The sequence below is a fragment of the Gilliamella sp. ESL1225 genome, from assembly GCF_058502635.1.
Genome location: NZ_CP196358.1, coordinates 1,981,742 through 2,007,221, shown reverse-complemented (window position 1 = coordinate 2,007,221; position 25,480 = coordinate 1,981,742). Strand labels below are relative to the sequence as shown.

Here is a 25,480-nt window from a genome sequence, read left to right as displayed (position 1 = left end):
AGCTTTTATGGCATCTTATAGTACAAATGAGTTTAAAGCCGGTCTAAAAATAATGCAAGATGGCGAACCGTGTGTCATCGTTGAAAATGAATTTTATAAACCAGGTAAAGGACAAGCCATTAACCGCGTAAAGATTAAAAAATTACTTTCTGGTAAAACTGTTGATAAAACATTTAAATCAGGTGAATCTGTTGAAGCCGCTGACGTCATGGATATGAATTTAACGTATCTTTATGCTGATGGTGAGTTTTGGCATTTCATGAATAATGAATCATTTGAACAATTATCAGCAGATGCAAAAGCAGTAGGTGATAATGCAAAATGGTTAGTTGAACAAGCAGAATGTATTTTAACGCTTTGGAATGGGCAACCAATCGCGGTAACGCCGCCTAATTTTGTAGAGCTAGAAGTGATTGAAACCGATCCTGGTTTAAAAGGTGATACTGCAGGCACAGGTGGTAAACCGGCAACTTTATCAACAGGTGCTGTTGTCCGCGTTCCTTTATTTATTCAAATTGGCGAAGTGCTAAAAGTAGATACTCGTTATGGTGAATATGTTTCTCGAGTAAAATAATTTTTATAAATTATTTGTATCGATTTAGGTTGTATAAATTTTAGTGGAGGCATTAAGCTCCACTTTTTATTTTTATGATCCTAGCGTGTTTTTCGAACCTTCAAAGTCTAATTGTCGCCAAGCTTCATAAACAACAACTGCTACAGAGTTAGATAAATTCATGCTACGACTGATGGGCAGCATAGGAATACGAATTTTATGATCTTGCGGCATCTTATCTAAAATAACATTAGGGATCCCACGAGTTTCTGGTCCAAACATTAAAAAATCATTAGCTTGATAGTTAACGTCACAGTGTGATTTATGCCCTTTTGTTGTTAAAGCATATAGTTGAGCTTGTAAATTAATTTGCTGACTATCTAAAAAATGGTCAAGATTTTTGTAACGTTTTACATCTACAAATTCTTGATAATCTAAACCAGCTCGTCTTAATTTTTTATCATCCCAAAAAAATCCCATCGGCTCAATGATATGTAAATTAAAGCCCGTATTAGCACAAAGACGAATAATATTACCCGTATTAGCGGGTATTTCTGGTTCAAATAATACAATGTTTAACACGTATAATTCTCTTAAGGTTGAAGTGATACAATTAATAATCAATTTATTTGATAGTAATAATTTGATAGTCTTTTTTTACTAAAATAAACATAAAATCTAAGTTTAGACTTAGTTCGAAAGAGGCAATACTATCATAATTCTTAATCCACCTAAGTTACTTTTTTCAGCCTTAACAATTCCATTATTACGTGTGATGGAATTTGCGACAATCGCAAGTCCAATACCTGCACCATCTGATTCTTTTTCACGAGCTTCACTTGTTCGATAAAACGGGATAAAGATTTTTTCTAATTCCTGTTCTGCAACTCCCGGTCCATCATCGTCAATGGTAATTATCATAGTACGATATCGAATTGAAAAATTTATTTCGATTGTATGATATGAATAGCGAAAAGCATTACGGATAATGTTTTCTAAAGCACTACATAAAGAAAAGGGATAACACAAGATTTTTGTATTAGGAGGATTATTTTTGATAATAAGCTGTTTACCGATTTGTTCTGATTCAAACAGAGCATTATCTAACACCTGCTTAAACAGCTCATCAATCGATTTATATTCTTTAATTTCATTATTAAGATATTGTTGTTTAGAAAGTAATAAAAGATCGCCAATCATTGAATTAATTTTTAGTGCTTCATTATAAATACGGGTAACTTCTTTACTTTCCCCTTGATAACGACGTAATAATGATATTGCAAGTTGTAAACGTGTTAGTGGAGTACGCAGCTCATGTGAAATGTTCGAAAATAGGCTTTTTTGTAATTCTTGCATACGTTTTAATTCTCGTAACATTCGATTAAAACTTACACCGGTTGCTTTATACTCATATGATCCTAATTTTTCAAGTTCAGGCCATTCTTGTAAATTACCTAACGCGATTTGCTCTGCCGCTTTTTTTAGGCGATTAGCAGGCTTAGCAATCATCCAAGCTAACCATAATAATAAAGGTGCACTGATTAACATAATTAACCCTAACAATAAAAACGGCGAATCAAATATCAAATTAACAAAATTAGGCTGTGTTTTTGAGGCGGGTTGTAAAATATATAATCGATAAATATCTTGTTTATATTTGACCGAAAAAGGACCTAAAACTTCTTTTGAATGATAAATTTTTTTTGCAGGTTCAATAATATTTTGTGGTTGTTTTATAAAATTTTTAATAAGAGGAATGTCTTGAGTTTCATTTGTAATTATTTGATCGAATGGTGTGATAATGAATAAATCTTGTTCTGGTTTTTGTATTTTATTCATCACAATGATAAGTTTCATCCAACTCGGAAAAGTATCTTCTGAATTAGATAAATCATATGATATTTTATTCGCAACTGAATCTCCCATAATTTTTTGTGCTTTTGTTAGCGCGGAAATATTACGGATATCAAAGCGAGGTAATATTGTTAATAACACTAAGAAAAATGTAACAGTTAATAAAAATAGAGTAAATATTTTAAAAGTTAAACGATCAAACATCCTCATAATTGTACCGCTATACTTATAGTAAGAAATATTTTAACTAAACATTTCGTTATTATCACGATCCGTTACTAATAGATAACCTTTTAATCGTAATGTTTTAATCCAAGGTAAACCATCGTGACGTTTTGGTAGTTTATGTCGTAAATTCGATACATGTACATCAACAGAGCGTTTAGTCGGTATAAAATTCTTACCTAATATTGTTTTACATAACGTTTCACGTGTAATAAGAGAGCCTGCATTTTCGAGTAGTTTCACTAATACTTGAAATTCTGTAAAAGTGAGATTAAGGCATTGACCTTCGAAATAAGCGGTTTGTTGAAGGGGATTAACCATGAGTTTATCAATAGTATAGATTTGTTTTTTTTCTCCTCCATTGATAGCATTATTATTCCAAACATTACGACGTAACAATGCTTTTATACGCGCAATAAGTTCACGGTCATTAAATGGTTTTTGAATATAATCATCAGCACCTAATTCTAATCCAATAATTTTATCAAATTCATTATTCTTGGCGGTTAAAAAAATAACAGGAACATTATATTTATTTCGTAGTTGAGAAAGAACACCAAAACCGTTCATTTCAGGCATCATAATATCTAGCAAAATAAGATCAAACGAACTATTAAATTTCTCTAATGCTTGCATGCCATTATTGGCAATTTCAACTTGAAAATTTTCAAGTTCCAATAACTCTTTAAGTAATGATGCAATAACTGGGTCGTCATCCACGAGAAGTAATTTATTCATTCCAATCCTCTTTGTTTTTATTTTTTATATTATTTATAGGCATTATATTTTTGATTTTATTATACCTATAATGAGTGATTAAGCAACTGCCGGCATTTAGTTATATATTGATATTTAGATTATTTAAATATAATATTCCTGTTTGATTATCTAGTAATTTTATAATGTTATCTTACATATTAAATAATATTATTAATCATTTAGATGCATATGAAAGCAATCCTATTTAATAGTAAAATGGCATATTTTTACTTAGTTTTATTTTATCTATCTATACTATATAGTTAAAAAAGTAATTAGTGTTTAATTAACTTTAAATACTTTTACATTTTTAAAGCCCTGCTCAATTAAATAAAGCGCTTGTAATTTACTCATGACTCCTTGAGAACAATAAAGTAAATAGTTTTTTGATTGATCCAAATCAGCAAATTGTGTTGAAAGTTTATAAAAAGGAATGGATTTAATCGTTACATTAGGTAGATCAATAGGGTTATCTTCTTGATCATCAGGTGAGCGAATATCAATGACTATATGATTTGCAGATAATTCACGAACAACTTCAACGTGTTCGATTTGGGTATCGCTTTGTTTTGCTATCTCGCGTATATCGATATTCTCGGCTTCTAAAACGGCTTTATCTAAAATAGCAAAATCAAAATGTTGTTCTTCGGCTTCTATCTTTTCCTTAATAGCTTTAACTGTTGGATTTTTTGAAATAACACCACAGAATTCAGGCATTGTTTTTGCAATATCTTCGGTACCAATTTTACGTGCTAGATTAATAATCGTTTCTTTATCGGTGGTAATAAGAGGCCTTAATACTAATGTATCACTAACATTATCTATTAATCGTAAATTGGTTAATGTTTGACTTGAAACTTGCCCTAAGGCTTCTCCAGTAACTAAAGCTTCTATATTATAGCGTTTTGCTACTTGTGACGCTGCTCGGATCATCATCCGTTTTAAAATAACACCCATTTGCCCATCATCAACTTTTTCAAGAATTTCACCAACAACCTGTGAGAAATCAATAGCGATAAAGCGAACTTTATGTGAACTGCCAAAACGATTCCACAAATAATGAGCCATTTGTTTTACGCCAATTTCGTGTGTTTTACCACCAAGATTAAAAAAGCAATAATGAACCCGGCAACCACGACGAATAAACATATAACTTGATACGCCGGAATCAAACCCACCGGAAATTAATGAAATCACATCTTCTTGCGTCCCTGTTGGGAATCCGCCAATACCATCATAACGACCTTTAACTAATAAAAGTTTATCGTGATCGATTTCTAAATTAACCGTAATATCAGGACGTGTTAATTTTACTTTTGCCGATTCGACATGCTGATTTAATCCTCCACCAACATAACGTTCAACTTCAATTGAGGTAAAATCATGCTTACCACGACGTTTTACCCTGACACAAAACGTTTTATTTGCAATTAAAGGTGCATAATAAGTATTGGCGAGAGTAAAAATATCATGCATAGTTGTAAATGAGTGGTCTTCGACAGCTAAAATATGATGAATGCCGGGGATTTTTGATAATAAATCAATTATTTGTTCATTAATTCCTTCGACTTTTGGTCGAACCTCAATAAAATCCCAATGGCGAATAACGGCAATTTCACTAATATGATGTTTTAAAATATTGCGAATATTGCTTGTTAAAATTTTAATAAAACGTAAACGGACAGAATCACTTTTAATGGTTATTTCGGGGAATAATTTGACTATAAATTTCATAAACGACGTATTTTGTATAAAAATGGCGTCATTATACTGCTTTTTAATAAAAAACGAATCATTGATTATTATAATCAAAAAAATTGGAAAAATTGCAAACTAAGATTAGCATATAATTTCGTTTAAATGCATGTATTTGGATGATACATATAAACTTATATTTAATGATAGTAAAAATAAAGAAATAATTTGACATTTAATTAGAGGAAATAATCATGTTTTACAGCACAGCACAGCACAGCACAGCACAGCACAGCACAGCACAGCACAGCACAGCACAGCACAGCACAGCACAGCACAGCACAGCACAGCACAGCACAGCACAGCACAGCACAGCACAGCACAGCACAGCACAGCACAGCACAGCACAGCGTATATTTAGTCCTAGCTTTTATTAATTTCCTCTTCTTTTTATCCCATCCTGCTAGCGCATCACTTTCGGCTATAACCACTAACGTTATTTATGGCACTCGTCCTATTTTTATAAGTCATTCTGCTGAAAATAATCTAGGTTTTACAGTAGGAGATACGTTTTATAATGAAAAGTCCGGTAATATTATAAGTACAATACCCAAAGAATTTAATGGAAAATATACGCTAAACGATTTTCATATTAAATCTTTTATACTTGCTGATTTAAATCTTACTTCGTCTTTAAATTATTTAGATAATGATGGCGATGCCGAGCAAACATCTGGCCCTGGAACTTTTTCGATAGGTACTACTACCTATAAATGGTTTGAACATTCTGGTAAGGAAATTCCGATATCACAATATAATAAAATTATTGGTTGTAATAGTGGTCTACAAATGCCCCTTACCTTATCTATAACAGTAGATAATATACAAGTTCATTCTGAATATGGTTTACCTAAAGATAGTGATATTTATCAATTGACTAAAACGTATCAAATTAATACGTCTTCAAATATTTGCTTTGTAAAACCAAATCAAATAATTGCTGATCCAAATCGAACATGGGGAGGGGCAGATATAACTCAATATAAGGGAAGAACGGATTGTGTTTTAACTGGATTTCCTGATATACCTGCATCTTATAACGATGTTGGTGAGGGAGGAAGGGAGCTTAAAGGGTGGAATAAGCCTGGATATGAAAAAAGAAATCCTACATGTGGGGGGGGATATGATTCAGCTGTATTTGATCCAAATAATGGTTTTTATGCTTTTGCAAATCCTAAATTTCCAACAAGTGGGTTTCCTGGCGCGCAATTTCAGTTAATTATGACCGGCGCACAATCAGATTGGATTTATAGTGTGAATGCAACGCCAGCCGGGAGTGTCTCTGTTGATGCTGAAGGAAATGTACTCTTAAACAGTAAGCCATCTGGTGTAGTAACAATCAGCGCTACGTTTAAACCTGATAATAATATTATTCACACTTACAGTTTTAATCCTACTAAAACGTGGGTATATCCGCAAGGTGAACATTATTATACAGTTGCTGAAGCTGCGCAAGTTTGTGGTGGTTATAATCATTTGCCAACTAGAGCAGACATGACTAATACACCTAATGCCTCTCCTTCCTGGACAATTCTGCCATTAGAATGGGATTTATATACACGAACAATTAATCAAGGTGTATTAGCCGAATGGGGTATGGTCAATCAAAAAAATTATCCAAAATCTAACTGGGCAAATAACTATTATTGGTATATAACAAGCGATAGTTACCAATCTTCATCACAGACTTATTATTATGGTATTGATGCTTGGATAGGACAAGTTGGTGCAATGGGAATAAATATAGGTCTAAATGCAAATGCTGTTTGTAAAGGGTAGTTTTATTTGATAGGTTTAGAAATAAAATAGAAATAATTCTCCTTTATAAACAAACTAGATGTATTTTTGATGTTATTTAAAAATAAATTTTTATAATTGACCAACAATATTTAAATTTTACTTGCTTGTTGGTCTCTCTTTCGCTAATATTTCGCATCAATAATTTCTGTTGTTAATATATAAATTTGACAGGTTAAAATGTACGAAATCTTAATTGTAGGATATTTATTTATTGCATTAGCAATAGTTATATTAGTTTTAATGCAGCGCGGCAAAGGCGCAGATATGGGCTCATCTTTTGGTGCAGGGGCTTCTGCAACTTTATTTGGCTCATCAGGTAATGGCAATTTTTTAACACGTTTAACAACAATTTTAGGTATTGTGTTTTTTATTCTTAGCCTTATTTTAGCTAATATTAGCGGTCGCCATAATATATATTATCAAGGAACAACACAGCAAAATACTGTGACAACTGATAATCAAAAGACACCAAGCGATAAGGTTAACGATATTATTCCGTCCGAAAAAACAGAAAATACTAGCCCAACGTCTGACATTCCAGAATAAAACGGCGCCGTGGTGGTGAAATTGGTAGACACGCTATCTTGAGGGGGTAGTGCTCATCGGGCATGCGGGTTCAAGTCCCGCCCACGGCACCAATTCAATATTTAGTAACATTCTTTTAACTCCTTTAAAACACTCAAATCCTTTAATAACAAGAATTCAAGCCTATTTTGCTATTCAGTAAGTATCAATAGGCACATTTGCATTCAGATTTTTTGAGACTATATTAAGATTAAGGACTACATAAATATAGCCTATAATTTCATAGTCCTAAAAGGTAAAGAAAGCCTATAAAATTTTATGATTAATGCTAGATATGTAACGATTTCCCATTATGATAAATGGGACAAATACTTTAAATATAAACAAGAAAACTACTACCAACAAGAAGGGGTTGAACTTCCAGCAAACTCAATGCACATTAAATTACCTAGTGAAGAATTATTCGAAGGTCAAATATATGTTTTTGAAAATGAACAATGGGTTGAGAAAAAAATACTTTCCGTAAAGTTAATCTTATTGAAGAAAATTATATTTATAATGAAATCTTTTCAATAAAAAATTTTCAAATATAATCATACGACATTCCTTCAAATGTCGCAATATGAAGAGATAGAAAAGTTTACTAATCCACAATTCCAATCTTTCTAAACGCTAAAATTACTTTTTGCTAGTAATAGTTATTTTTTGATTCAATAGCAAAAAAGAAAGCATCATATATAATGACCCACTTATGGTATATCGATAGTGATAACATTTATAGATTTTTTTTGTAATCATCTGTATGATTATGCTTAAAATCAGCTAATTAGGCAGTATTTTTAAAGGTATAAGGCTAGCTTTATTAGGAAGCAATCGGTTTATTCCTTTACTGAAAATGATAAAAAATGTTAGTTAACGCTAATTATAAACGAACAAACTTACTTGAACCTCGTTTTGCGTTAAAAAGAGTTAGTCTAAAAGATGAAAGTATTGGTGCAGGTGGCATTGATGTGTCTTTTGATGTCAGTGGTTATTTAACGGAAATAAATACCGGTAAAATGGATACCAACTACATAAATAACTGTTTTGATAAATATTTAGAAGAGTTAAATAACCATCAAAACCATGCAAATATTAAAATCTCCTTAAATGAGCTACATCGATCATTTGCCTGTCTCAGCCAATGGGATCTATTCGCATTGAGCAGTTTTTAAAACAGTTTCTTTTGAAACGTAAAGATGATCTTTGAGATGATGATATTTGTAGAGAATTTTTCTAATTAAAATTTTTGAACTAAAATTTAGTTTAATTATTACGATTTTACTTTGAATTTAAGCACTTATTTGATCCATAAGGTTTTGTAACATTAGATAATAGATTGTTGATATATTCTTTTTATGAATATATTGAAGTTAATTAGTTAGAACTTACATAAAAAAATTGCGATAAATATAAAAATACAATGCATTATATTAAGGAGAAAGAAATGACTATTCCAGATTATCAAACGCTTATGCTGCCATTATTAGAATGGTTATCTGATGGAAAAACTCACACTACAAGGCAAACATATAATCACTTGATTCGTCTATTTAACTTAACGCCTGATGAGATAAACCAACTACTTCCTAATGGTAATCAACCTGTTATAGAAAATCGAATTGGTTGGGCTAAAACCTATTTAAAAAAGGCTGGGTTGGTTAATAATTCTATAAGAGGTATTTGGCAAATAAGTGATTTAGGATTAAAGTTTTTACAAAACAAGCCGACACGTTTAACTAATGAAGACTTAATGCAAATTCCTGAATTTTTATCATTTAAGCAATCATCTTGTTTCAATTCGAACAAAACACAGCAAACTGAGATTGAATCTGAAAGCACGCCAACAGAACTAATGGAAATATCCTATCAAAGCATTCGAGACGCGCTTGCTATAGAATTACTTAGTTCTATTAAAATCTGTTCACCTAAATTTTTTGAACGGTTAGTTGTAGATTTTATGCTAGCTTTAGGTTATGGCGGCTCTCGTCGTGAAGCTGGGGAAGCAACACGCATAACTAAAGATGGTGGCATTGATGGGATAATTCGTGAAGATAAACTAGGTCTTGATATGATTTATTTACAAGCTAAAAAGTGGCAAGGTACTGTTGGGCGACCTGAAGTACAAAAATTTGCAGGCGCCCTACAAGGTGAAAAAGCAAAAAAAGGCGTGTTTATTACAACTTCTGATTTCAGCTGTGAAGCAATTGACTATGTAAAACACTTAGATGTAAAAATCATTCTAATTAACGGTAGCCAGTTGGCAGAGTTAATGATTGATCACAATGTGGGTGTTTCAACAAGGCAGGCTTATGAAATAAAGCAAATTGATAGTGATTATTTTGAGGATACCTAATTTATCTGATAATTGGTTATATCATGACCAATAAATCGAATGAATGAATATAACTTTCTAAATTTTTTCAAGTAATATCTAAAACAAAGATTATTAAATATAAAATAGGAGAAAATATGGAATCTGCTCATGATAAATTGACAAAAGAAATTGTTGAGGCTGAGATGTTATGGATGTTAGACAATCTTGATCCAAAAGGCTATGAATGTTGGGGATGTGGTATTGATATGGCACCTCGTTCATGGCGAAAAGAAAATAAAATGCGCCCAAATTTTTCGAAGTATCCAAATCAATCTCATGCTAAAAATTGTGATGCAGACGCAGAAGAGAACGTTGTTAATCAGGGATTAGGGAAAAAAAGGAGTATTAAATATAGGCTAGAAACTTCCCCCGGATTATCTCCTTCAAGTTTAGTTCTTATCAACGAAAGAAAACATGTTGGCGAACTAGCAGGTTCTAATAATGAAAGAGTATATATATCAGGAAATTCAAGTGATAAGAACAAAGAACTAAATGGTGATGCTAATAAAAAATCTAGGCGACCAGCTAATACAATTCGTCCAATATGCCGAGCATTTATCAACTTTCCTTATGATCGTAATATGTCCTTAAATATCCCAGGGATCGTTGGAGATAATTATTGTAAAATTTTCAAAAAGTTAGCTAATAATGAGATTAGAAAATACGACGAAAATAAAATTTTTTATTCTTCATTGCAATGGACAAGAATTAATTACAATGATGACTTATTGATTATACCATTGAATGAAGGAATTTGGATTGATAAGAGACTTATGCATAATTATCAAATTAATGTAGATTGGTCTAAATGGTCTAAGGTTAAAAAAACAATGCTATTGAATGAGCTTGCAACTGCTCAAGAAGAGGCTAAACAAGCCAGTAAAGAAGATAAAGCCTGGATCTTTTTTATTGGCGAACAGGATCAAATAAATTTTAATATTTTTCATTTAAATGATCAGAGACTTATTTGTTCTATTATTGGTCATATCATTTATCCTGAATTTAAATGAAAAAACACTATAGCTACATGATAAACCGAATAATGTATTTTACTAATAAAAAAATTAATGATTTCATATTATTTAAGTAAACTATATTTGATATTTTAAAAACAATAAAATCGCAAAAATAGATAATGGGTGATTAGATGTCAATAACAAAGCTAAAAAAAATAAAGGTGCGGTCGTTTAGGAAATTAAAAGAAATTGAATTCGAATTTTCAAACAGAATTAATATTATTTGCGGACAAAATGGAATGTCTAAATCTACCGTGTTAGGTATTGCCGCGCAAATTTTTAATTTTCAAAACGAATATAATGATGTAACAAATCCAAAAATGGGTAATGCTATTCATTACAAGACAATAGATGGTAGACTATTTAAATCTCAGTTTTCCGATCATTTTAGATTATCAGAAAAGTTTGATATTAAAGATTCAATGGATGTGTTATGTGAGATCTATGATGGTTATTTTCAACAGGATATTACTAGTAAATTATCGATGACAGGTCATAACGATAGGAATCATAGAATGGTGAATCGTTGGCAACTTGGAGATGATAAATTATCAAGAAACTTTACTCATCCTGTCATTTACTTAAATCTAAAAAGATTAACGCCAATAGCAAATAGAGATGAATACGAAGCTACCCATAGTGAATTTTTTAATATCGAAAAAAACAAAAAAGAATTTATACGATTAAATAGTATAATTCTTTGTAAGGAATATAAGAAATCTAATATAACGACAACTGAGGGCGATTTGAACTCAGCAGTTGCGCATGATTATAATTATGATCATCAATCCATCTCTGTTGGGGAAGATAACGTTGGTCAAATAATACAAGCGTTAATGTCTTTTTCAAAATTAAAATCAGAATATGAAAATTATAAAGGGGGATTGCTTTTAATTGATGAAGTCGATGCGGCTTTATTTCCTGCAGCACAAGAAGAATTAATGGGTGTTTTAGATAATTATTCAACAGACTTGAATTTACAAATTATTATGACGACTCATTCGCCCGTTATTATTGAATATGTATATAATCATTTTTTAAAAGATAAAAATAACCATAAAATTATTTATTTATGTGCACCTCAAGAGGAAATGATACAAAAAAACAATATATCTTGGTCTGAGATAGTTTCTGATTTATTTGTTAGAGCGAAAATCAATATTGAAACAAAGCTGCCTAAAATTGATGTTTATTTTGAAGATGAAGAAGCAAGATTATTTTTTTCTAGAATAATCACATCTCAAAAAATAAAAAAAACAATTAATATTATGAAAAATGTGAATATGGGGTGTAATAATTATATATCATTAATAAAACATAAAATCCCTTATTTTGAACGATTTTCAATCATAGTATTGGATGGTGATGTTAAAAAAAGTAAGACAAAAGGCATTGAAAACATTGTGTTTTTACCCTTAAATAAAGCGCCAGATCAATTATTTTTTGAATTTTTATATAATTTACCTGCCAATGATGAGTATTGGATAAAAACTGGAAGAAGAAGGCAACAGTTTTTACGCATTAATCCTGTAAAAAACATATTGAAAGAGTTAAATTTAATCGAAAATAACGGTAAAATTGATATTGTTGAAGTAATTAAAAATAATAATCTACAAGAAGGTAAAATGCGAGAATTGTTTAAGAAATTTATAACGGATCCTGAAATAGAAAGTTATATGAGTAATAAAAATTATGATCCATTTTATCTAATGCTTACAGATGAAGATAGAGCATATTTTCAACAAACATTTGAAGAGAAAATAAGTTGTATGTTAAATAAAAAATATGGCAAAACTAATGAATTTATTAATAGTTATTTTAAATAATACTGTTAAAGGAAAAGTATAATTTTATGTTATACACTCCTTTAAGATACCCAGGTGGTAAGAGTAAATTTTCACCTCATATAAAATCAATAATAGAAAAAAACAATATTAATAATTCAGATTATTATGAAATATATGCAGGAGGAGCAGGCGTTGCTTTAATTTTGTTACTTGATGGCTATTGTAAGAATATTTATATTAATGATGCTGATCCTGCTATTTATTCATTTTGGAAAGCTATTACTGATCAAACAGAAGATTTTTTGCGCTTAATGTATGATACGCCTATAACTGTTGATATTTGGAATCAACAAAAAAAAATACTTTCTGATTTTAAAAATTATTCAATATTAGAATTAGGGTTTGCTGCATTCTTTTTAAATAGAACTAATCGTTCAGGAATTTTAAAAGCAGGGGTCATTGGTGGTAAAAATCAAGATGGAAACTATAAAATTGATGCAAGGTTTAATAAAGATTCATTGGCAGCAAAGATTGAAAAAATCGGCGAATACGCAAAAAATATTCATGTAACAAATGAAGATGCGCTGAATTTATTAAACAAAATTAAAAAAATAGACGATAAAAATATTTTTTTATATTTAGATCCACCTTATTATATAAAAGGTCAAGGTTTATATAGAAATTTTTATCGTCATGAAGACCATTTACAAATTCGGCAAATTTTAGATGAGATTAATTGTCATTGGCTTGTATCTTATGATAATGATGAAAATATAAAAGCTATATATGAATCGTATAGACAACAAGAATATAGTTTAAATTATTGCGCTCATTTAAAAATGAAAGCAACAGAAATCGTCATTTATAGTCATTCTTTAGAAATACCTATTAATATTTAATTTTCTTTTTGATATAAACAATCTTTATTTAGGAAAAGATTAACCATCAATAGGTATCTTATTTTATTTATTCGCTCGCTTCGCCTTCATCCTCGCAATTGCATCAGCCACTGATTGCTTACGTTCAGATAAGCTAGTGGGTTGAGTGTTATTGGCTGGCATCGAATCTGGAAAAAAGATCGTCGGTGGTACATAAGTTTGTTTTTGATTTAAACGTTGCTGTTTCTTTTCGGTTAAGGTTAACGCTTGTTGCGCCGTTAATGCAAACCCTAATGTGCTTAGCGAAATGCAATCAGTTGGGCAAGTGTTTATGCAATTACTGCATGAAGTGCATAATTCAGGCAATATTGTATGTAAAACTTGTTTACTTCCAACTATGGCATCGGTTGGGCAAACGCGAATGCATTTACCACAACCTATACAATTTTCTTCATCAATAAAAGCTTTGTATTCTTGTACTACATTTTGTTGCATTAACTTAATCCTACTATATTGCCATCTTTATCAATATCAATGTTTCGATAAGATGGATTGGTACCCAGACCGGGCATAGTCATGATACTGCCGGTATAAACGCGGATAAATCCTGCGCCCGCCGAAATGGCTAGATGACTAATATTAACATCAAAATCAGTCGGAACGTTTTTTAAATTTGCATCGGCACTAATCGACATAGGTGTTTTAGCGATACAAAGGGGTAGATAGTCGAGTTTTAGTTTTTCAATTTCTTTGATATTTTCAAGCGCTGTTTCTGATAAATTTGCTTTATTCGCGCCATATTTTTTGACCATAGTTTGAATCTTTTCAATCAAAGGCATGTTATCTGAATAAGGTAATTTTATTTCATGTTTTGTTTCACAGGCTAAAATGACTTGCTGTGCTAATTTTTCAGCACCTTTCCCGCCTTGCGTAAAGACTTCACTCACTTCGCAAGCAAAAGCACCATTTTTAACGGCGTAATGTTGTAAAAAAGCGAGCTCTTCATCGCTATCATACGGAAAGCGATTAATGGCAACAATAACAGGTAAACCATAACTTTTGGCATTATTAATATGCCATGCTAAATTAGCGGCGCCTATTTCGAGTAATTCAAGATTAGACTCGGTGATTTCTTTAGGTAATGATTGCCCTGGTTTAATATTATATTTACCACTATTGGCTTTTAAACTGCGAATCGTTGCAACAAGTACGATACAAGAAGGTTCAATACCGGCTTGACGATATTTGATATTAAAAAACTTCTCCATCCCCATATCAGATCCAAATCCAGCTTCTGTAACGACATAATCAGCCAGTTGTAACGCAATACGATCAGCAATAACAGAGGAATTACCATGTGCAATATTGGCAAATGGACCGGCATGAATTAAGACAGGGGTATTTTCGACTGTTTGCATTAAATTCGGATTAATGGCATTTTTTAATAGCGCTGTCATGGCGCCAGCAACTTCGAGTTGTTCGGTCGTTATAGGTTCACCTTCGGTATTATAAGCTAAAATAATTCGTCCAATTCGATCGCGCATATCATGTAAATCTGATGCTAAAGCTAAAATGGCCATTAATTCCGACGCTGCCGTTATTTCAAATCCATCAGATCGTTCTACGCCATTAGCACCATTGCCGACACCGACTTGGATATTACGCAATGCACGATCATTATGATCCATAACACGTTTCCAAACGATACGATTAGCATCAATATTTAAACGTGATAATCCTGTTTGTTGCGTAAAACCTTCTCCTAGTTGTTGTTCATGATAAAGGCGTGCATCTAAAGCTGCTGAGGCTAAATCATGCGCGGCAGTAATGGCATGAATATCTCCAGTCAGATGAAGATTTAATGTTTCCATTGGCACAACTTCAGCTTGTCCACCGCCGGCAGCCCCCCCTTTAACGCCAAAAACAGGGCCTAAACTAGGTTGACGAATACAGGCTATCGCGCTTTTGCCTAAGTAATTTAACCCTTCACTTAAACCTATTGTGTTGACCGTTTTTCCTTCACCTAGGGGAGTGGGTGTAATTGCAGAGACAAGAATCAATTTTCCACGAGGTTTTTGTTTATTTGCTTTGATAATAGCTAAATCAATTTTGGCGACATATCTTCCATAAGGAAGAATAAATTGTTCTGGAATATGGCAAGCTTCGGCAATTTCAGTTATTGGTTTTAATGACATCTTGGCTTCCTGACGAGAATAAATAAGATAATTAGTATAAAGAAATTAGATTGTTGAATAAAGGAACAAATTTTATGTTTCGTGTATTTAGATAAAATAAATAAAATTTGTTATTATGGAGTGCTTATTTATTGCGAGGATAATTATAAGATGAATTGGTTTTCAGAATATTCCCTTTTTTTAGCTGAAACAACAACAGTTGTATTAGCCATATTATTTGTTTTAATTTTTATATTAAGTCAAAGGCGTAAATCATCAAACTCACAGGGTCGTTTATCAATTAAAGATCTTAGCGAAGAGTATAAACAATTAAAAGAAAAGATGTTAATGTCTAGCATGGATTCGATAGAAGCTAAGAACTATCTTAAAGCGTTAAAAAAACAAAAGAAACAAGATAAGAAAAAACAAAAAACATTAGCAAAGAGCAATAAACAAACAGAGCCAATGAAGGCAAAACTTTTCGTATTATCATTTAATGGTAGTATGGATGCGCATGAAGTTGAAGAATTGCGTCAAGAAATTACGGCGGTCTTAGCGATTATTAACCCTAATGATAAAGTCGTTATCAATCTAGAAAGCCCTGGCGGAGTTGTTTATGGTTATGGGCTTGCCGCATCGCAATTATTACGTTTTAGAGAACGTAATATCGAATTTACTGCTGTTGTTGATAAAGTCGCTGCAAGCGGGGGATATATGATGGCTTGTACAGCTAACAAAATTGTAGCAGCTCCTTTTGCGATTGTCGGTTCGATAGGTGTTGTGGCTCAAATCCCAAATTTCCACCGCTTACTTGAAAAACATGATATTGATGTTGAATTACAAACGGCGGGCAAATATAAGCGTACATTAACGATGTTTGGCGAGAATACCAATGAAGGGCGTGAAAAGTTCAAGCAAGAACTTGAAGAAACGCTAGTATTATTCAAAGATTTTGTAAAAGAGTATCGACCAAATATTAATATTGATGAAGTTGCGACAGGTGAACATTGGTTTGCAACGCAAGCAAAAGATAAAGGCTTAGTTGATGAAATTAGCACGAGTGATGATTTTATTTTATCGCATTTAGATACGCATAAAATAATTAGTGTTGGCTATCAGAAAAAACAAAAAATTTCTGAAAAAATTGCTAAAAACGTCGTAAAAGGTGTTGAACGGTTATTCTTAAGACACACTCATCTTTAATTCAGATAAGGCACTTTATATAATAAAGTGCCTCTTTTAACCATAGTCTGCTGTTTATTGTGTGAATCAAATTTTATGCCTTTATCGACCTTAATTATATTACCGCTTGTCATTATCACCTTAGTTGTTGCTTCTTTCTTTAAGCAAAAAAAATGGCAATATATTGTTATTATTTTGATGACAATTTTTATTGTTATGCAGCTAGTTGCCATTTATTTTAGTGGTGGCTTTATCGATTATCAATTTTATGTTAATTTGAATATTAATGATATTATCGAAGGATTATTTATTTTTACTCTACAGGCGATATTAGTTATCGCTGTTTTTTGTCTTTTAGTTATTATTTTGGCAAAATTAGCTGGTATTGTAAAACGTCAATGCAAATTATCGTTGCGCCTCATCATTGCAATTATTGCTATTATCTCAATAAGTTATCCTAATGGTCCATTACATAAATTATTTGAAATTTACCAAATAGCGCAGGGTAAGAGACTGGATTTTCAAACGGCGTTAGCTGAGATAGCAATAAAAGATTATCCTTCTAAAAGCCAGTTAACAAGTCAAAGAGGTAAAAATATTGTTGTTTTATCATTAGAATCGTTTGAACAAGGATTTTTATCTTTTGAGGGTATAACGCCAAATTTAAATAAACTTGCTAGTGAATATACTTTTTTTGGCAATATGCCAATGAGCCTTGGGAGTAGTTGGACGACGGCTTCAATGTACACTTATATGACAGGCATGCCTTTTTTAATTGGCGGTTGGCAAACTTCACCACTCAAAGAAACAAAAGCGACAGAGCTTGTTAGTTTGCCAGATATATTAAAAAAAGCAGGTTACCAAACACGCTATGTCATGACTAGCCCGGATTTTGCAAATTTTGGACATATTGCACATTTACTTGGTGCTAACATTATTTCTGAAAAAAACAGTCAAAAAGCCTATCCGATGTCACCATTTGGTTTATATGATAAAGATATTTTTGAACTTGCTACCGAGCAAATTCATTCATTAAAGAAAGATAATAAACCGTTTGCTTTATTTGTATCGACATTATCGACCCATGCTCCTAATGGTTTTTATGATAAACGAATGGAACCTGTAATCAGTCCTAAAAACAATAATATGGAATTCGTTGCCGCCTCATTGGATTATCACGTTGGTCAATTTATTGATACACTAAAAAAAGAAGGTTTACTTGAAAATACCGTTTTTTATATCTTTCCAGATCATCTGATGATGGGATCAGGAACGACAACTTTACGCGAGCTTTCAAAGCAAGAACGTAAATTATATTTATTAACCAATGCGACAACTGCGGATTTACAAAAATCACCGCAGCAAACGATTTATCAAATTGATTTACCTCGCCTAATATTAAATGGTGCAAACGTGACAACTAATGCTAAATTTCTATCGGATTATTTAATGGATGAAAATAAAGATAAAAAAACATTTATCTCTCAACATAAAACGTCGATAGCAACGGTAAATCGTTCCGCCGAAATACATTAAAGGAAATTTTTAAATTATGAATATGGAAATAGTGCTTTTAGTTGCAACTATTGGTTGTCTTGGCATAATTTCACCCGGACCCGATTTTTTTATGGTTCTGAAAAATAGTTTATGTTATTCGCGAAAAATTGCTTTAATGACTTGTTTAGGTGTTATTTTAGCAGTAACGATACATATGAGTTATTGTGTTGCGGGAGTCGCGATATTAATTAAAGCTACACCTTGGCTATATAATTTATTGCGTTATGTTGGTGCTTTTTATTTAATTTATTTGGGAATTAAAGCATTAAGGATTAAAAACACAGCAAACTTTGATTTAGCAGAGCACAAAACTAAACAAACAATATCGTATAAAACGGCTTTTTTACAAGGATTTTTATGTAATTTACTTAATCCTAAGGCGACATTATTCTTTTTAGCTATATTTACGCAAGTATTGAATGAACATTCTTCTTTAAACGACAAATTACTTGTTGCGTTAATCATTCTAATTGAAACATGCATTTGGTGGCCGATGGTGGTTTTTGTTTTTCAATCTCGTTTTATACAGAAATATTATTTTAAATCACAAAATCTAATTGATAAATTATTAGGTATTGTATTGATTTTATTAGGAATCAAAATTGCGTTTTAATGTGTTTATTAATTTATAATTGATGTGTATGAGTAAATACAAAATGATTCATTAATCCAAATACATCATTTTAAATTGCATATTGATAATAAATTTTGTTGATTTCATATTTTGAATAATATGATTTAGCTTGATAAACTAAATCATTGCGTAATTTTTTAAGGCAAGACTGCTTTTTATATAAGCTAATTACCCCTTAAATGACGTTTACTTTTTATTAAACAGGTTAACCTACATGGATAAATTTATACAATATGGTCGTGAGCTACTTGATTTAGAATTAAATGAAGCACAAAAATTACCCTCTCGTTTAGATGCTAATTTTAGTAAAGCTTGTCAAATAATCTTAGCGACAAAAGGTAAAATTATCGTTTCTGGGATGGGTAAATCTGGGCATATTGGTAAAAAAATTGCTGCATCATTAGCCAGTACAGGCAGCCCTGCTTTTTTTATGCACCCGTCAGAAGCATTACATGGCGATATTGGTATGATTACGGAAAATGACGCGGTTATTTTAATTTCCTATTCAGGTCGAGCAAAAGAGTTTTCGCTAATCATTCCTATTTTAAATGAAATAAATGTACCAATTATTGCTATTACGGGTGATAAAGAGTCTTCATTAGCTTTTGCCGCTGAGGCAGTTCTTGATATTTCGATTGAAAGAGAAGCTTGCCCCATGGGACTTGCTCCAACAGCAAGCTCAACTAATACCTTATTAATGGGTGATGCATTGGCTATTTCAGTAATGCGAGCAAGAGGATTTCAAGTAGAAGATTTTGCCCGTTCACACCCCGCTGGTAATTTAGGTGCAAAACTTTTAAATCGTGTTAAAGACGTTATGCGTAAAGGGGATTTAATCCCGAAAGTATCCAATAAAGCAACCGTATTTGATGCGATGTTAGAACTTAGCCGAACCGGTGTTGGTTTAGTGATTGTTTGTGATAAGAATAATGATATTTTAGGTGTTTTTACAGATGGTGATTTACGTCGTTTGTTATTAAAAAATGGCACACTTAACGACCCAATTATTGATGTTATGACAAGCCCGGGTTATCAAATTCCTGACAAATGGAAAGCGGTAGAAGCACTAAACGCATTTAATGAACAAAATATTACAGCCGCTCCTGTTGTTAATAATGAGGGAGAATTAGTCGGAGCCTTAAACATCCATGATTTACATGAAGCCGGTATTAGATAAAAAAGTATTCGTAAATACCTATTGCAAAAAGGGTCGATTAATTGAGATAATTACCGACCTAAATTTTTGTCGTTAGACGGAGATCAAAACAGTTACACGTTCTTCAAATTCATTAATCTCTATAGCTAATTTAGAATTAAGATATAAAAATTTTTGTTACTTAATGATTTTAAAAAGGAATTATTAAATACATATAATTTTTTATTAATTAAATTGAGTAATCAGCTTCAACTTTAATATAGCTAAGTGAATGTTTGTCTCAATGTTTTTTTAGATTATTCCTTGCAAAGATTCTTTTTTATTTGTTAAATCGATGAATCTTTAAACAACATAGCAAGAAACGTAGAGAATAAAAAAGATAAATAGAATTGTGTTATATATTTTTAACCAAAATAAATAGATGATGAAACTACAATGGCAGAAAAACGAAATATCTTTCTAATTGGCCCAATGGGGGCTGGAAAAAGTACAATTGGACGGCAAATCGCACAACTACTTGGTATGGAATTTTTTGATTCTGATCAAGAAATCGAAAAACGGACAGGTGCAGACATCGCTTGGATTTTTGATTTAGAAGGTGAAGATGGATTTAGAGCTAGAGAAGAAAAAGTCATTAATGAATTAACTGAAAGGCAAGGTGTTGTCTTAGCCACTGGCGGTGGTTCGGTTTTATCTAAAGAAACACGTAATCGCTTATCAGCTCGCGGAATTGTTGTTTACTTAGAAACAACTATCGAAAAGCAAATGGCTAGAACACAAAAAGACAAACGCCGTCCTTTATTACAAGGTAATGACACACCGCGTGAACTTTATGAAGAGTTAGCGGGTGAGCGAGAACCGCTTTATGAAGAAATAGCCGATATTACGATTAAAACTGATGAGCAAAGTGCTAAAGGTGTTGCCGGTTATATTATCGATAAAATAGAAGAAATTTAATTGGGTATGTCTTTCTTAACTTAAACTCTTTGATATAGATAAGGAGCGCATATGCGTGTAGATAAAGATGATCGTTATGTTTCAGAACAAAATCAAGCAGACTATACGCAGCAATCTAGTTGGTTTGATTTTCTATTAGGCTTGTCGAAAACAAAGATTATAATATTTTTTCTTATTTTCTTTATTATTTTATTATCGCTTAGTTTAATGATTTTTCGTTCAAATCGTCATAATGAGCCTAAATTATTGACCCCACCTGTCACAGCAAGTGTGGATGATAAAAATGAGAATAATACAAACGATGAATCAGAAACGAATCTAAATAATAATAGTATTAATCTTGAAAGTTCACATATAGAGAATGACCGCCCAACCGATGAGATAGCGCAGCTATCTCATGAATCAAGAAATGAAGTTAACGAAACCGATATGGTTACTGCTGTAGAAACCGTTCATGCTGATAATTCGATCGCTGTTCAAAATGCTAAAGTGGAATCATCTCCTAATCTTAATGGCAATGTTAGTGATGAAGCAATCACAGCAAAACCACCTATTAATGCCTCATTAAATGAAGAAAGCGCTTTTAATGGTAATAAACCAGTTTACGAAAAAGTTCAGTCTTCTAAAACGGAAAAAAAATCACCTGAAAAAATAGCTAATAATCATTATGTTATTCAATTGAGTGCTTCTTCATCTGAAGAAAACTTAAAAAAATTTGTAAAACAACATCGTTTAACTCATACACAAATTTACAAAACTAAACATGATGGTAAAGATTGGTATATTTTAATTCAAGGGAATTATGCTTCATTAACTGAGGCAAAAAATAGTATTAAAGCCTTACCTCTTGATATACAAAAAAATAAACCGTGGGTAAAATCAGGATTGACAATTAATAAGGAAAAGTCAGTTAAATAATTATTATATCGTTTAATTATCTGATTCATCAAATAAATAGGAGTGTATCTTGAGTAAGCAGCGAGCCTTTTTAAAATGGGCTGGGGGGAAATATGAACTTGTCGAAAAAATAAAGGAATGCTTACCAGAAGGAAATCAATTAGTAGAGCCTTTTGTCGGCGCAGGCTCAGTTTTTTTAAATTCTCATTATGACAATTATCTATTATCAGATATTAATCACGATTTAATCGCTTTATTTAATTTACTGAAATCTAAACCAGATAGTTTTATTAATGATTTAAAATTGCTATTTACACATCAAAATAATCAAGTTGATGCATTTTATGAATTACGTAATAAATTTAATCGTAGTCATGATGAATATCAACGTTCATTGTTATTCGTGTATTTGAATCGTCATTGTTATAATGGCCTTTGTCGTTATAACAATAGCGGTGAATTTAATGTTCCGTTTGGTCGTTATAGCAAAATTTATTTCCCGGAAAAAGAATTATATTTTTTTGCCGAAAAGGCGCAAAAGGCGCAATTTGTTTGTAAAACCTATCAAGAAACTATGATGCATGCAAAACCTGGTGATGTGATTTACTGTGATCCTCCGTATCTATCATCCAATGATACACAAAGTTTCACAGCATATTATTCCAATCGCTTTGGTTTTACAGAGCATCAAGATTTAGCAAACTTAGCTAAAAGAATCGCGGAAGATAGGAATATTGCTGTTTTAATTTCAAATCATGCAACGCATTTAACGCGTGAACTCTATCAAAATGCGAGTCATCTTTTTTATGCGCATATGAGGCGTTCTATTAGTTGTGCAAGCAACGGTCGAAAAAAAACAGAAGAAATTTTAGCTTTATATAAAAAATCTTAAGTTTATTGATGTACACTGATGATAGGTTTTCGCTAAAAAATAAAAGGTTAATTATGAAAGAATTCCTGATAGCGCCGTCGATTCTATCAGCAGATTTTGCACGTTTAGGTGAAGAGGCGCAAAATGTTCTTGATGCCGGCGCTGATGTTATTCATTTTGATGTCATGGATAATCACTTTGTGCCAAATCTAACGATGGGTGCAATGTTTTGCAAAGCATTACGTGACTATGGGATCAAAGCCCCTATTGATGTTCATTTAATGGTATCACCTGTTGAGGATTTGATTGTTTCCTTTGCTAAAGCGGGTGCCAGTCATATTTCGATTCATCCTGAAGCGACAATTCATCTTGACCGATCTTTACAATTAATTCGAGATCATGGATGTACTGCTGGCGTTGTTTTTAATCCAACAACACCTTTAAATTATTTGGATTATATTATGGATAAGATAGATATTATCTTATTAATGAGTGTTAATCCTGGATTTGGTGGACAATCTTTTATTCCCTCGACGCTTATTAAATTGCAACAAGCAAAACAGCGTATTATTCAATCAGGATATAATATCCGCCTTGAAATTGATGGTGGCGTTAAAGTTGATAATATTGCAGAGATTGCGAAAGCCGGGGCAGATATGTTTGTCGCCGGATCTGCCATATTTGGTCAACCTAATTATAAAACGGTCATCGAGGCCATGAGACAGCAACTTACAGGAGTTAAAATTGCATAAATTTAATGATATTCAAGCCATTGCATTTGATTTAGATGGCACATTAGTTGACAGCGTACCTGGTTTAACTGTTGCAACAAAGCGCATGTTAGCTGAGTTAAATCTGCCTACCGTAACAGAAGAACAAATAAAAAATTGGGTTGGCAATGGGATTAATATTTTATTAGAACGCGTATTTCAAGCTACAAAAAGTCAATTATCATCGGCACAATTAAGCCATGCTCATCAATTGTTTAATCAATTTTATGATGAAGTGATTGATAGTGAAACGAAACTTTTTCCTCATGTCAAAGAAACGTTAAAAAAACTACATGAAAATGGTTATCCTTTGGCATTGGTGACCAACAAACCTGCACATTTTTTACCCGCACTTTTAACCTCTTTAGGGATTAAAGAGTACTTTACGATTATTTTAGGTGGCGGAGATGTTTTGAAATTAAAACCGCATCCAGCGCCTTTATATCAAGTAATGGCAACGTTAGGTCTTTTTGCTGACCAACTATTATTTGTCGGAGATTCTAAAAATGATATTCTTGCGGCACAAAATGCCAATTGCCCAACTATAGCTTTATCTTATGGTTATAATTATGGTATTCCGATTGCAAATAGTCACCCTGATTACATCACGGATGATTTTAGCCAAATTTTAACTGTTTTACCTCAGCCTAAAGCTGAAGCAAAAAAATAATGAGAATAAATTAGGAATAAAAATTATGAGTAAACCAATTGTTTTTAGCGGCGCTCAGCCTTCAGGTGAATTGACGTTGGGTAATTATTTAGGGGCATTAAAAAATTGGGTTGCATTGCAAGAAAAATATGAATGCATTTATTGCATTGTTAACCAACATGCTATTACGGTACGACAAGATCCGATTAAATTACGAAAAGCAACATTAGATACGATGGCTCTTTACCTTGCTTGTGGAATTGATCCTAGCAAAAGTACTATTTTTATCCAATCGCATGTTCCTGCTCATGCTCAGTTAGGTTGGGCGCTTAATTGTTATACTTATTTTGGTGAATTAAGCCGAATGACCCAATTTAAGGATAAATCAGCTCGTAATACGGAAAATATTAATGCTGGATTATTTGATTATCCTGTTTTGATGGCGGCAGATATTTTATTATATCAAGCAAATTTAGTGCCAGTAGGTGATGATCAAAAACAACACCTTGAATTATGCCGAGATATAGCAACTCGCTTTAATGCCTTGTATGGTGATATTTTTACTATTCCTGAAGGATTTATTCCACCCGTTGGTGCTAGGGTAATGTCGTTACAAGAGCCGATTAAAAAAATGTCAAAATCAGATGAAAATAGGAATAATGTGATTGGTTTACTTGAAGATCCCAAAGAGATCACTAAAAAAATTAAACGCGCATTAACCGATTCAGATGAACCACCTATTGTTCGTTATGATCCAAAAAATAAAGTTGGGGTATCGAATTTATTAGATATTTTAATGGGCGTTACAAGTAAAACTATTTCCGAATTAGAAAAACATTTTGAAGGTAAAATGTATGGGCATTTAAAGACAGAAGTTGCTGAGCAAGTTGTAGCAATGATTAGCGATCTTCAAACTAAATACCATCAATATCGTAATGATGAAAATTATTTATATTCAATTATGCGAGAAGGCGCAGACAAAGCAAATGCCAAAGCAGAGTTAACACTTAAAAAAGTGTATGAGGCAATTGGATTTGTATAACCATTCACTTATGTGGGTATGAA

25 protein-coding genes and 1 tRNA gene are annotated in these 25,480 nt (G+C 32.2%); 20 read left to right on the top strand and 6 right to left on the bottom strand.

Annotated elements, in window-relative coordinates; translation table 11 throughout:
* The first annotated feature begins 7 nt into the window (after positions 1-7).
* A complete protein-coding gene (gene efp / locus ACSYSW_RS09180) occupies positions 8-574 on the top strand; it encodes an elongation factor P (RefSeq protein ID WP_491706256.1) in 567 nt (188 codons plus the stop codon).
* Between the two features lie 72 nt (positions 575-646).
* Here the strand turns inward: efp and trmL are convergent, their stop codons facing one another.
* From trmL to thiI, 4 genes are all read right to left on the bottom strand, one after another.
* Positions 647-1,135: a tRNA (uridine(34)/cytosine(34)/5-carboxymethylaminomethyluridine(34)-2'-O)-methyltransferase TrmL gene (gene trmL / locus ACSYSW_RS09175; RefSeq protein WP_491705342.1), complete on the bottom strand. Its 489-nt coding sequence runs from the start codon at positions 1,133-1,135 to the stop codon at positions 647-649.
* A 108-nt stretch (positions 1,136-1,243) separates the two neighbouring features.
* On the bottom strand, positions 1,244-2,617 hold the full coding sequence (gene cpxA, locus ACSYSW_RS09170; protein WP_491705343.1) for an envelope stress sensor histidine kinase CpxA: 1,374 nt from the start codon (positions 2,615-2,617) through the stop codon (positions 1,244-1,246).
* Between the two features lie 33 nt (positions 2,618-2,650).
* Positions 2,651-3,370 (bottom strand): response regulator, encoded by a 720-nt coding sequence (locus ACSYSW_RS09165; RefSeq protein ID WP_491705344.1) that lies wholly within the window; start codon positions 3,368-3,370, stop codon positions 2,651-2,653.
* 303 nt (positions 3,371-3,673) lie between these two features.
* Complete coding sequence (thiI, locus tag ACSYSW_RS09160) at positions 3,674-5,125, bottom strand: tRNA uracil 4-sulfurtransferase ThiI (RefSeq protein ID WP_491705345.1); 1,452 nt, start codon at positions 5,123-5,125, stop codon at positions 3,674-3,676.
* A gap of 810 nt (positions 5,126-5,935) precedes the next feature.
* Between thiI and ACSYSW_RS09155 the strand changes: the two genes are divergently transcribed.
* From ACSYSW_RS09155 to ACSYSW_RS09115, 9 genes are all read left to right on the top strand, one after another.
* Positions 5,936-6,925: a hypothetical protein gene (locus tag ACSYSW_RS09155; protein WP_491705346.1), complete on the top strand. Its 990-nt coding sequence runs from the start codon at positions 5,936-5,938 to the stop codon at positions 6,923-6,925.
* A gap of 198 nt (positions 6,926-7,123) precedes the next feature.
* On the top strand, positions 7,124-7,492 hold the full coding sequence (secG, locus tag ACSYSW_RS09150; RefSeq protein ID WP_491705347.1) for a preprotein translocase subunit SecG: 369 nt from the start codon (positions 7,124-7,126) through the stop codon (positions 7,490-7,492).
* A gap of 6 nt (positions 7,493-7,498) precedes the next feature.
* Positions 7,499-7,584, top strand: a tRNA-Leu gene (locus ACSYSW_RS09145).
* A gap of 205 nt (positions 7,585-7,789) precedes the next feature.
* Positions 7,790-8,047 carry a hypothetical protein gene (locus tag ACSYSW_RS09140; protein WP_491705348.1) on the top strand — a complete coding sequence of 86 codons (258 nt, stop codon included), beginning with the start codon at positions 7,790-7,792 and terminating at the stop codon, positions 8,045-8,047.
* A 329-nt stretch (positions 8,048-8,376) separates the two neighbouring features.
* Positions 8,377-8,685 (top strand): hypothetical protein, encoded by a 309-nt coding sequence (locus tag ACSYSW_RS09135; protein ID WP_491705349.1) that lies wholly within the window; start codon positions 8,377-8,379, stop codon positions 8,683-8,685.
* Between the two features lie 272 nt (positions 8,686-8,957).
* Positions 8,958-9,866 carry a restriction endonuclease gene (locus ACSYSW_RS09130; protein ID WP_491705350.1) on the top strand — a complete coding sequence of 303 codons (909 nt, stop codon included), beginning with the start codon at positions 8,958-8,960 and terminating at the stop codon, positions 9,864-9,866.
* A gap of 116 nt (positions 9,867-9,982) precedes the next feature.
* Complete coding sequence (locus ACSYSW_RS09125; RefSeq protein WP_491705351.1) at positions 9,983-10,897, top strand: hypothetical protein; 915 nt, start codon at positions 9,983-9,985, stop codon at positions 10,895-10,897.
* Positions 10,898-11,034: 137 nt separating this feature from the next.
* Positions 11,035-12,729 (top strand): AAA family ATPase, encoded by a 1,695-nt coding sequence (locus tag ACSYSW_RS09120; RefSeq protein ID WP_491705352.1) that lies wholly within the window; start codon positions 11,035-11,037, stop codon positions 12,727-12,729.
* Between the two features lie 26 nt (positions 12,730-12,755).
* Positions 12,756-13,589 carry a DNA adenine methylase gene (locus ACSYSW_RS09115; RefSeq protein WP_491705353.1) on the top strand — a complete coding sequence of 278 codons (834 nt, stop codon included), beginning with the start codon at positions 12,756-12,758 and terminating at the stop codon, positions 13,587-13,589.
* A 63-nt stretch (positions 13,590-13,652) separates the two neighbouring features.
* On the opposite strand, the gene ACSYSW_RS09110 is transcribed toward ACSYSW_RS09115, so the two are convergent.
* Positions 13,653-14,063 (bottom strand): RnfABCDGE type electron transport complex subunit B, encoded by a 411-nt coding sequence (locus ACSYSW_RS09110; protein ID WP_491705354.1) that lies wholly within the window; start codon positions 14,061-14,063, stop codon positions 13,653-13,655.
* The gene (locus ACSYSW_RS09105; protein WP_491705355.1) at positions 14,063-15,763 is read right to left on the bottom strand and encodes a formate--tetrahydrofolate ligase; all 1,701 of its coding nucleotides are present in this window, start codon (positions 15,761-15,763) and stop codon (positions 14,063-14,065) included. The genes ACSYSW_RS09110 and ACSYSW_RS09105 overlap by 1 nt, the downstream gene beginning before the upstream one ends.
* Positions 15,764-15,913: 150 nt before the next feature.
* Between ACSYSW_RS09105 and sohB the strand changes: the two genes are divergently transcribed.
* The 10 genes from sohB to trpS all read left to right on the top strand — a co-directional run bounded on the left by sohB (position 15,914) and on the right by trpS (position 25,457).
* Entirely contained in the window at positions 15,914-16,945 is a 1,032-nt protein-coding gene (gene sohB / locus ACSYSW_RS09100) for a protease SohB (protein WP_491705356.1), read from the top strand.
* 75 nt (positions 16,946-17,020) lie between these two features.
* Entirely contained in the window at positions 17,021-18,460 is a 1,440-nt protein-coding gene (locus ACSYSW_RS09095) for an LTA synthase family protein (protein WP_491705357.1), read from the top strand.
* A gap of 16 nt (positions 18,461-18,476) precedes the next feature.
* Positions 18,477-19,094, top strand: coding sequence for a LysE family translocator (locus ACSYSW_RS09090; protein ID WP_491705358.1), 618 nt, complete (start codon positions 18,477-18,479; stop codon positions 19,092-19,094).
* Between the two features lie 235 nt (positions 19,095-19,329).
* Positions 19,330-20,292 (top strand): arabinose-5-phosphate isomerase GutQ, encoded by a 963-nt coding sequence (gutQ, locus tag ACSYSW_RS09085; protein ID WP_491705359.1) that lies wholly within the window; start codon positions 19,330-19,332, stop codon positions 20,290-20,292.
* A 414-nt stretch (positions 20,293-20,706) separates the two neighbouring features.
* Positions 20,707-21,228, top strand: coding sequence for a shikimate kinase AroK (gene aroK, locus ACSYSW_RS09080; RefSeq protein WP_491705360.1), 522 nt, complete (start codon positions 20,707-20,709; stop codon positions 21,226-21,228).
* Positions 21,229-21,279: 51 nt separating this feature from the next.
* Positions 21,280-22,146 carry an SPOR domain-containing protein gene (locus tag ACSYSW_RS09075; RefSeq protein WP_491705361.1) on the top strand — a complete coding sequence of 289 codons (867 nt, stop codon included), beginning with the start codon at positions 21,280-21,282 and terminating at the stop codon, positions 22,144-22,146.
* A gap of 49 nt (positions 22,147-22,195) precedes the next feature.
* Positions 22,196-23,017, top strand: coding sequence for a Dam family site-specific DNA-(adenine-N6)-methyltransferase (locus tag ACSYSW_RS09070; RefSeq protein ID WP_491705362.1), 822 nt, complete (start codon positions 22,196-22,198; stop codon positions 23,015-23,017).
* A gap of 53 nt (positions 23,018-23,070) precedes the next feature.
* The gene (gene rpe, locus ACSYSW_RS09065; RefSeq protein ID WP_491705363.1) at positions 23,071-23,748 is read left to right on the top strand and encodes a ribulose-phosphate 3-epimerase; all 678 of its coding nucleotides are present in this window, start codon (positions 23,071-23,073) and stop codon (positions 23,746-23,748) included.
* A complete protein-coding gene (locus tag ACSYSW_RS09060) occupies positions 23,741-24,436 on the top strand; it encodes a phosphoglycolate phosphatase (RefSeq protein ID WP_491705364.1) in 696 nt (231 codons plus the stop codon). The genes rpe and ACSYSW_RS09060 overlap by 8 nt, the downstream gene beginning before the upstream one ends.
* Positions 24,437-24,461: 25 nt before the next feature.
* A complete protein-coding gene (trpS, locus tag ACSYSW_RS09055; RefSeq protein WP_491705365.1) occupies positions 24,462-25,457 on the top strand; it encodes a tryptophan--tRNA ligase in 996 nt (331 codons plus the stop codon).
* The last annotated feature ends 23 nt before the right edge of the window (positions 25,458-25,480 follow it).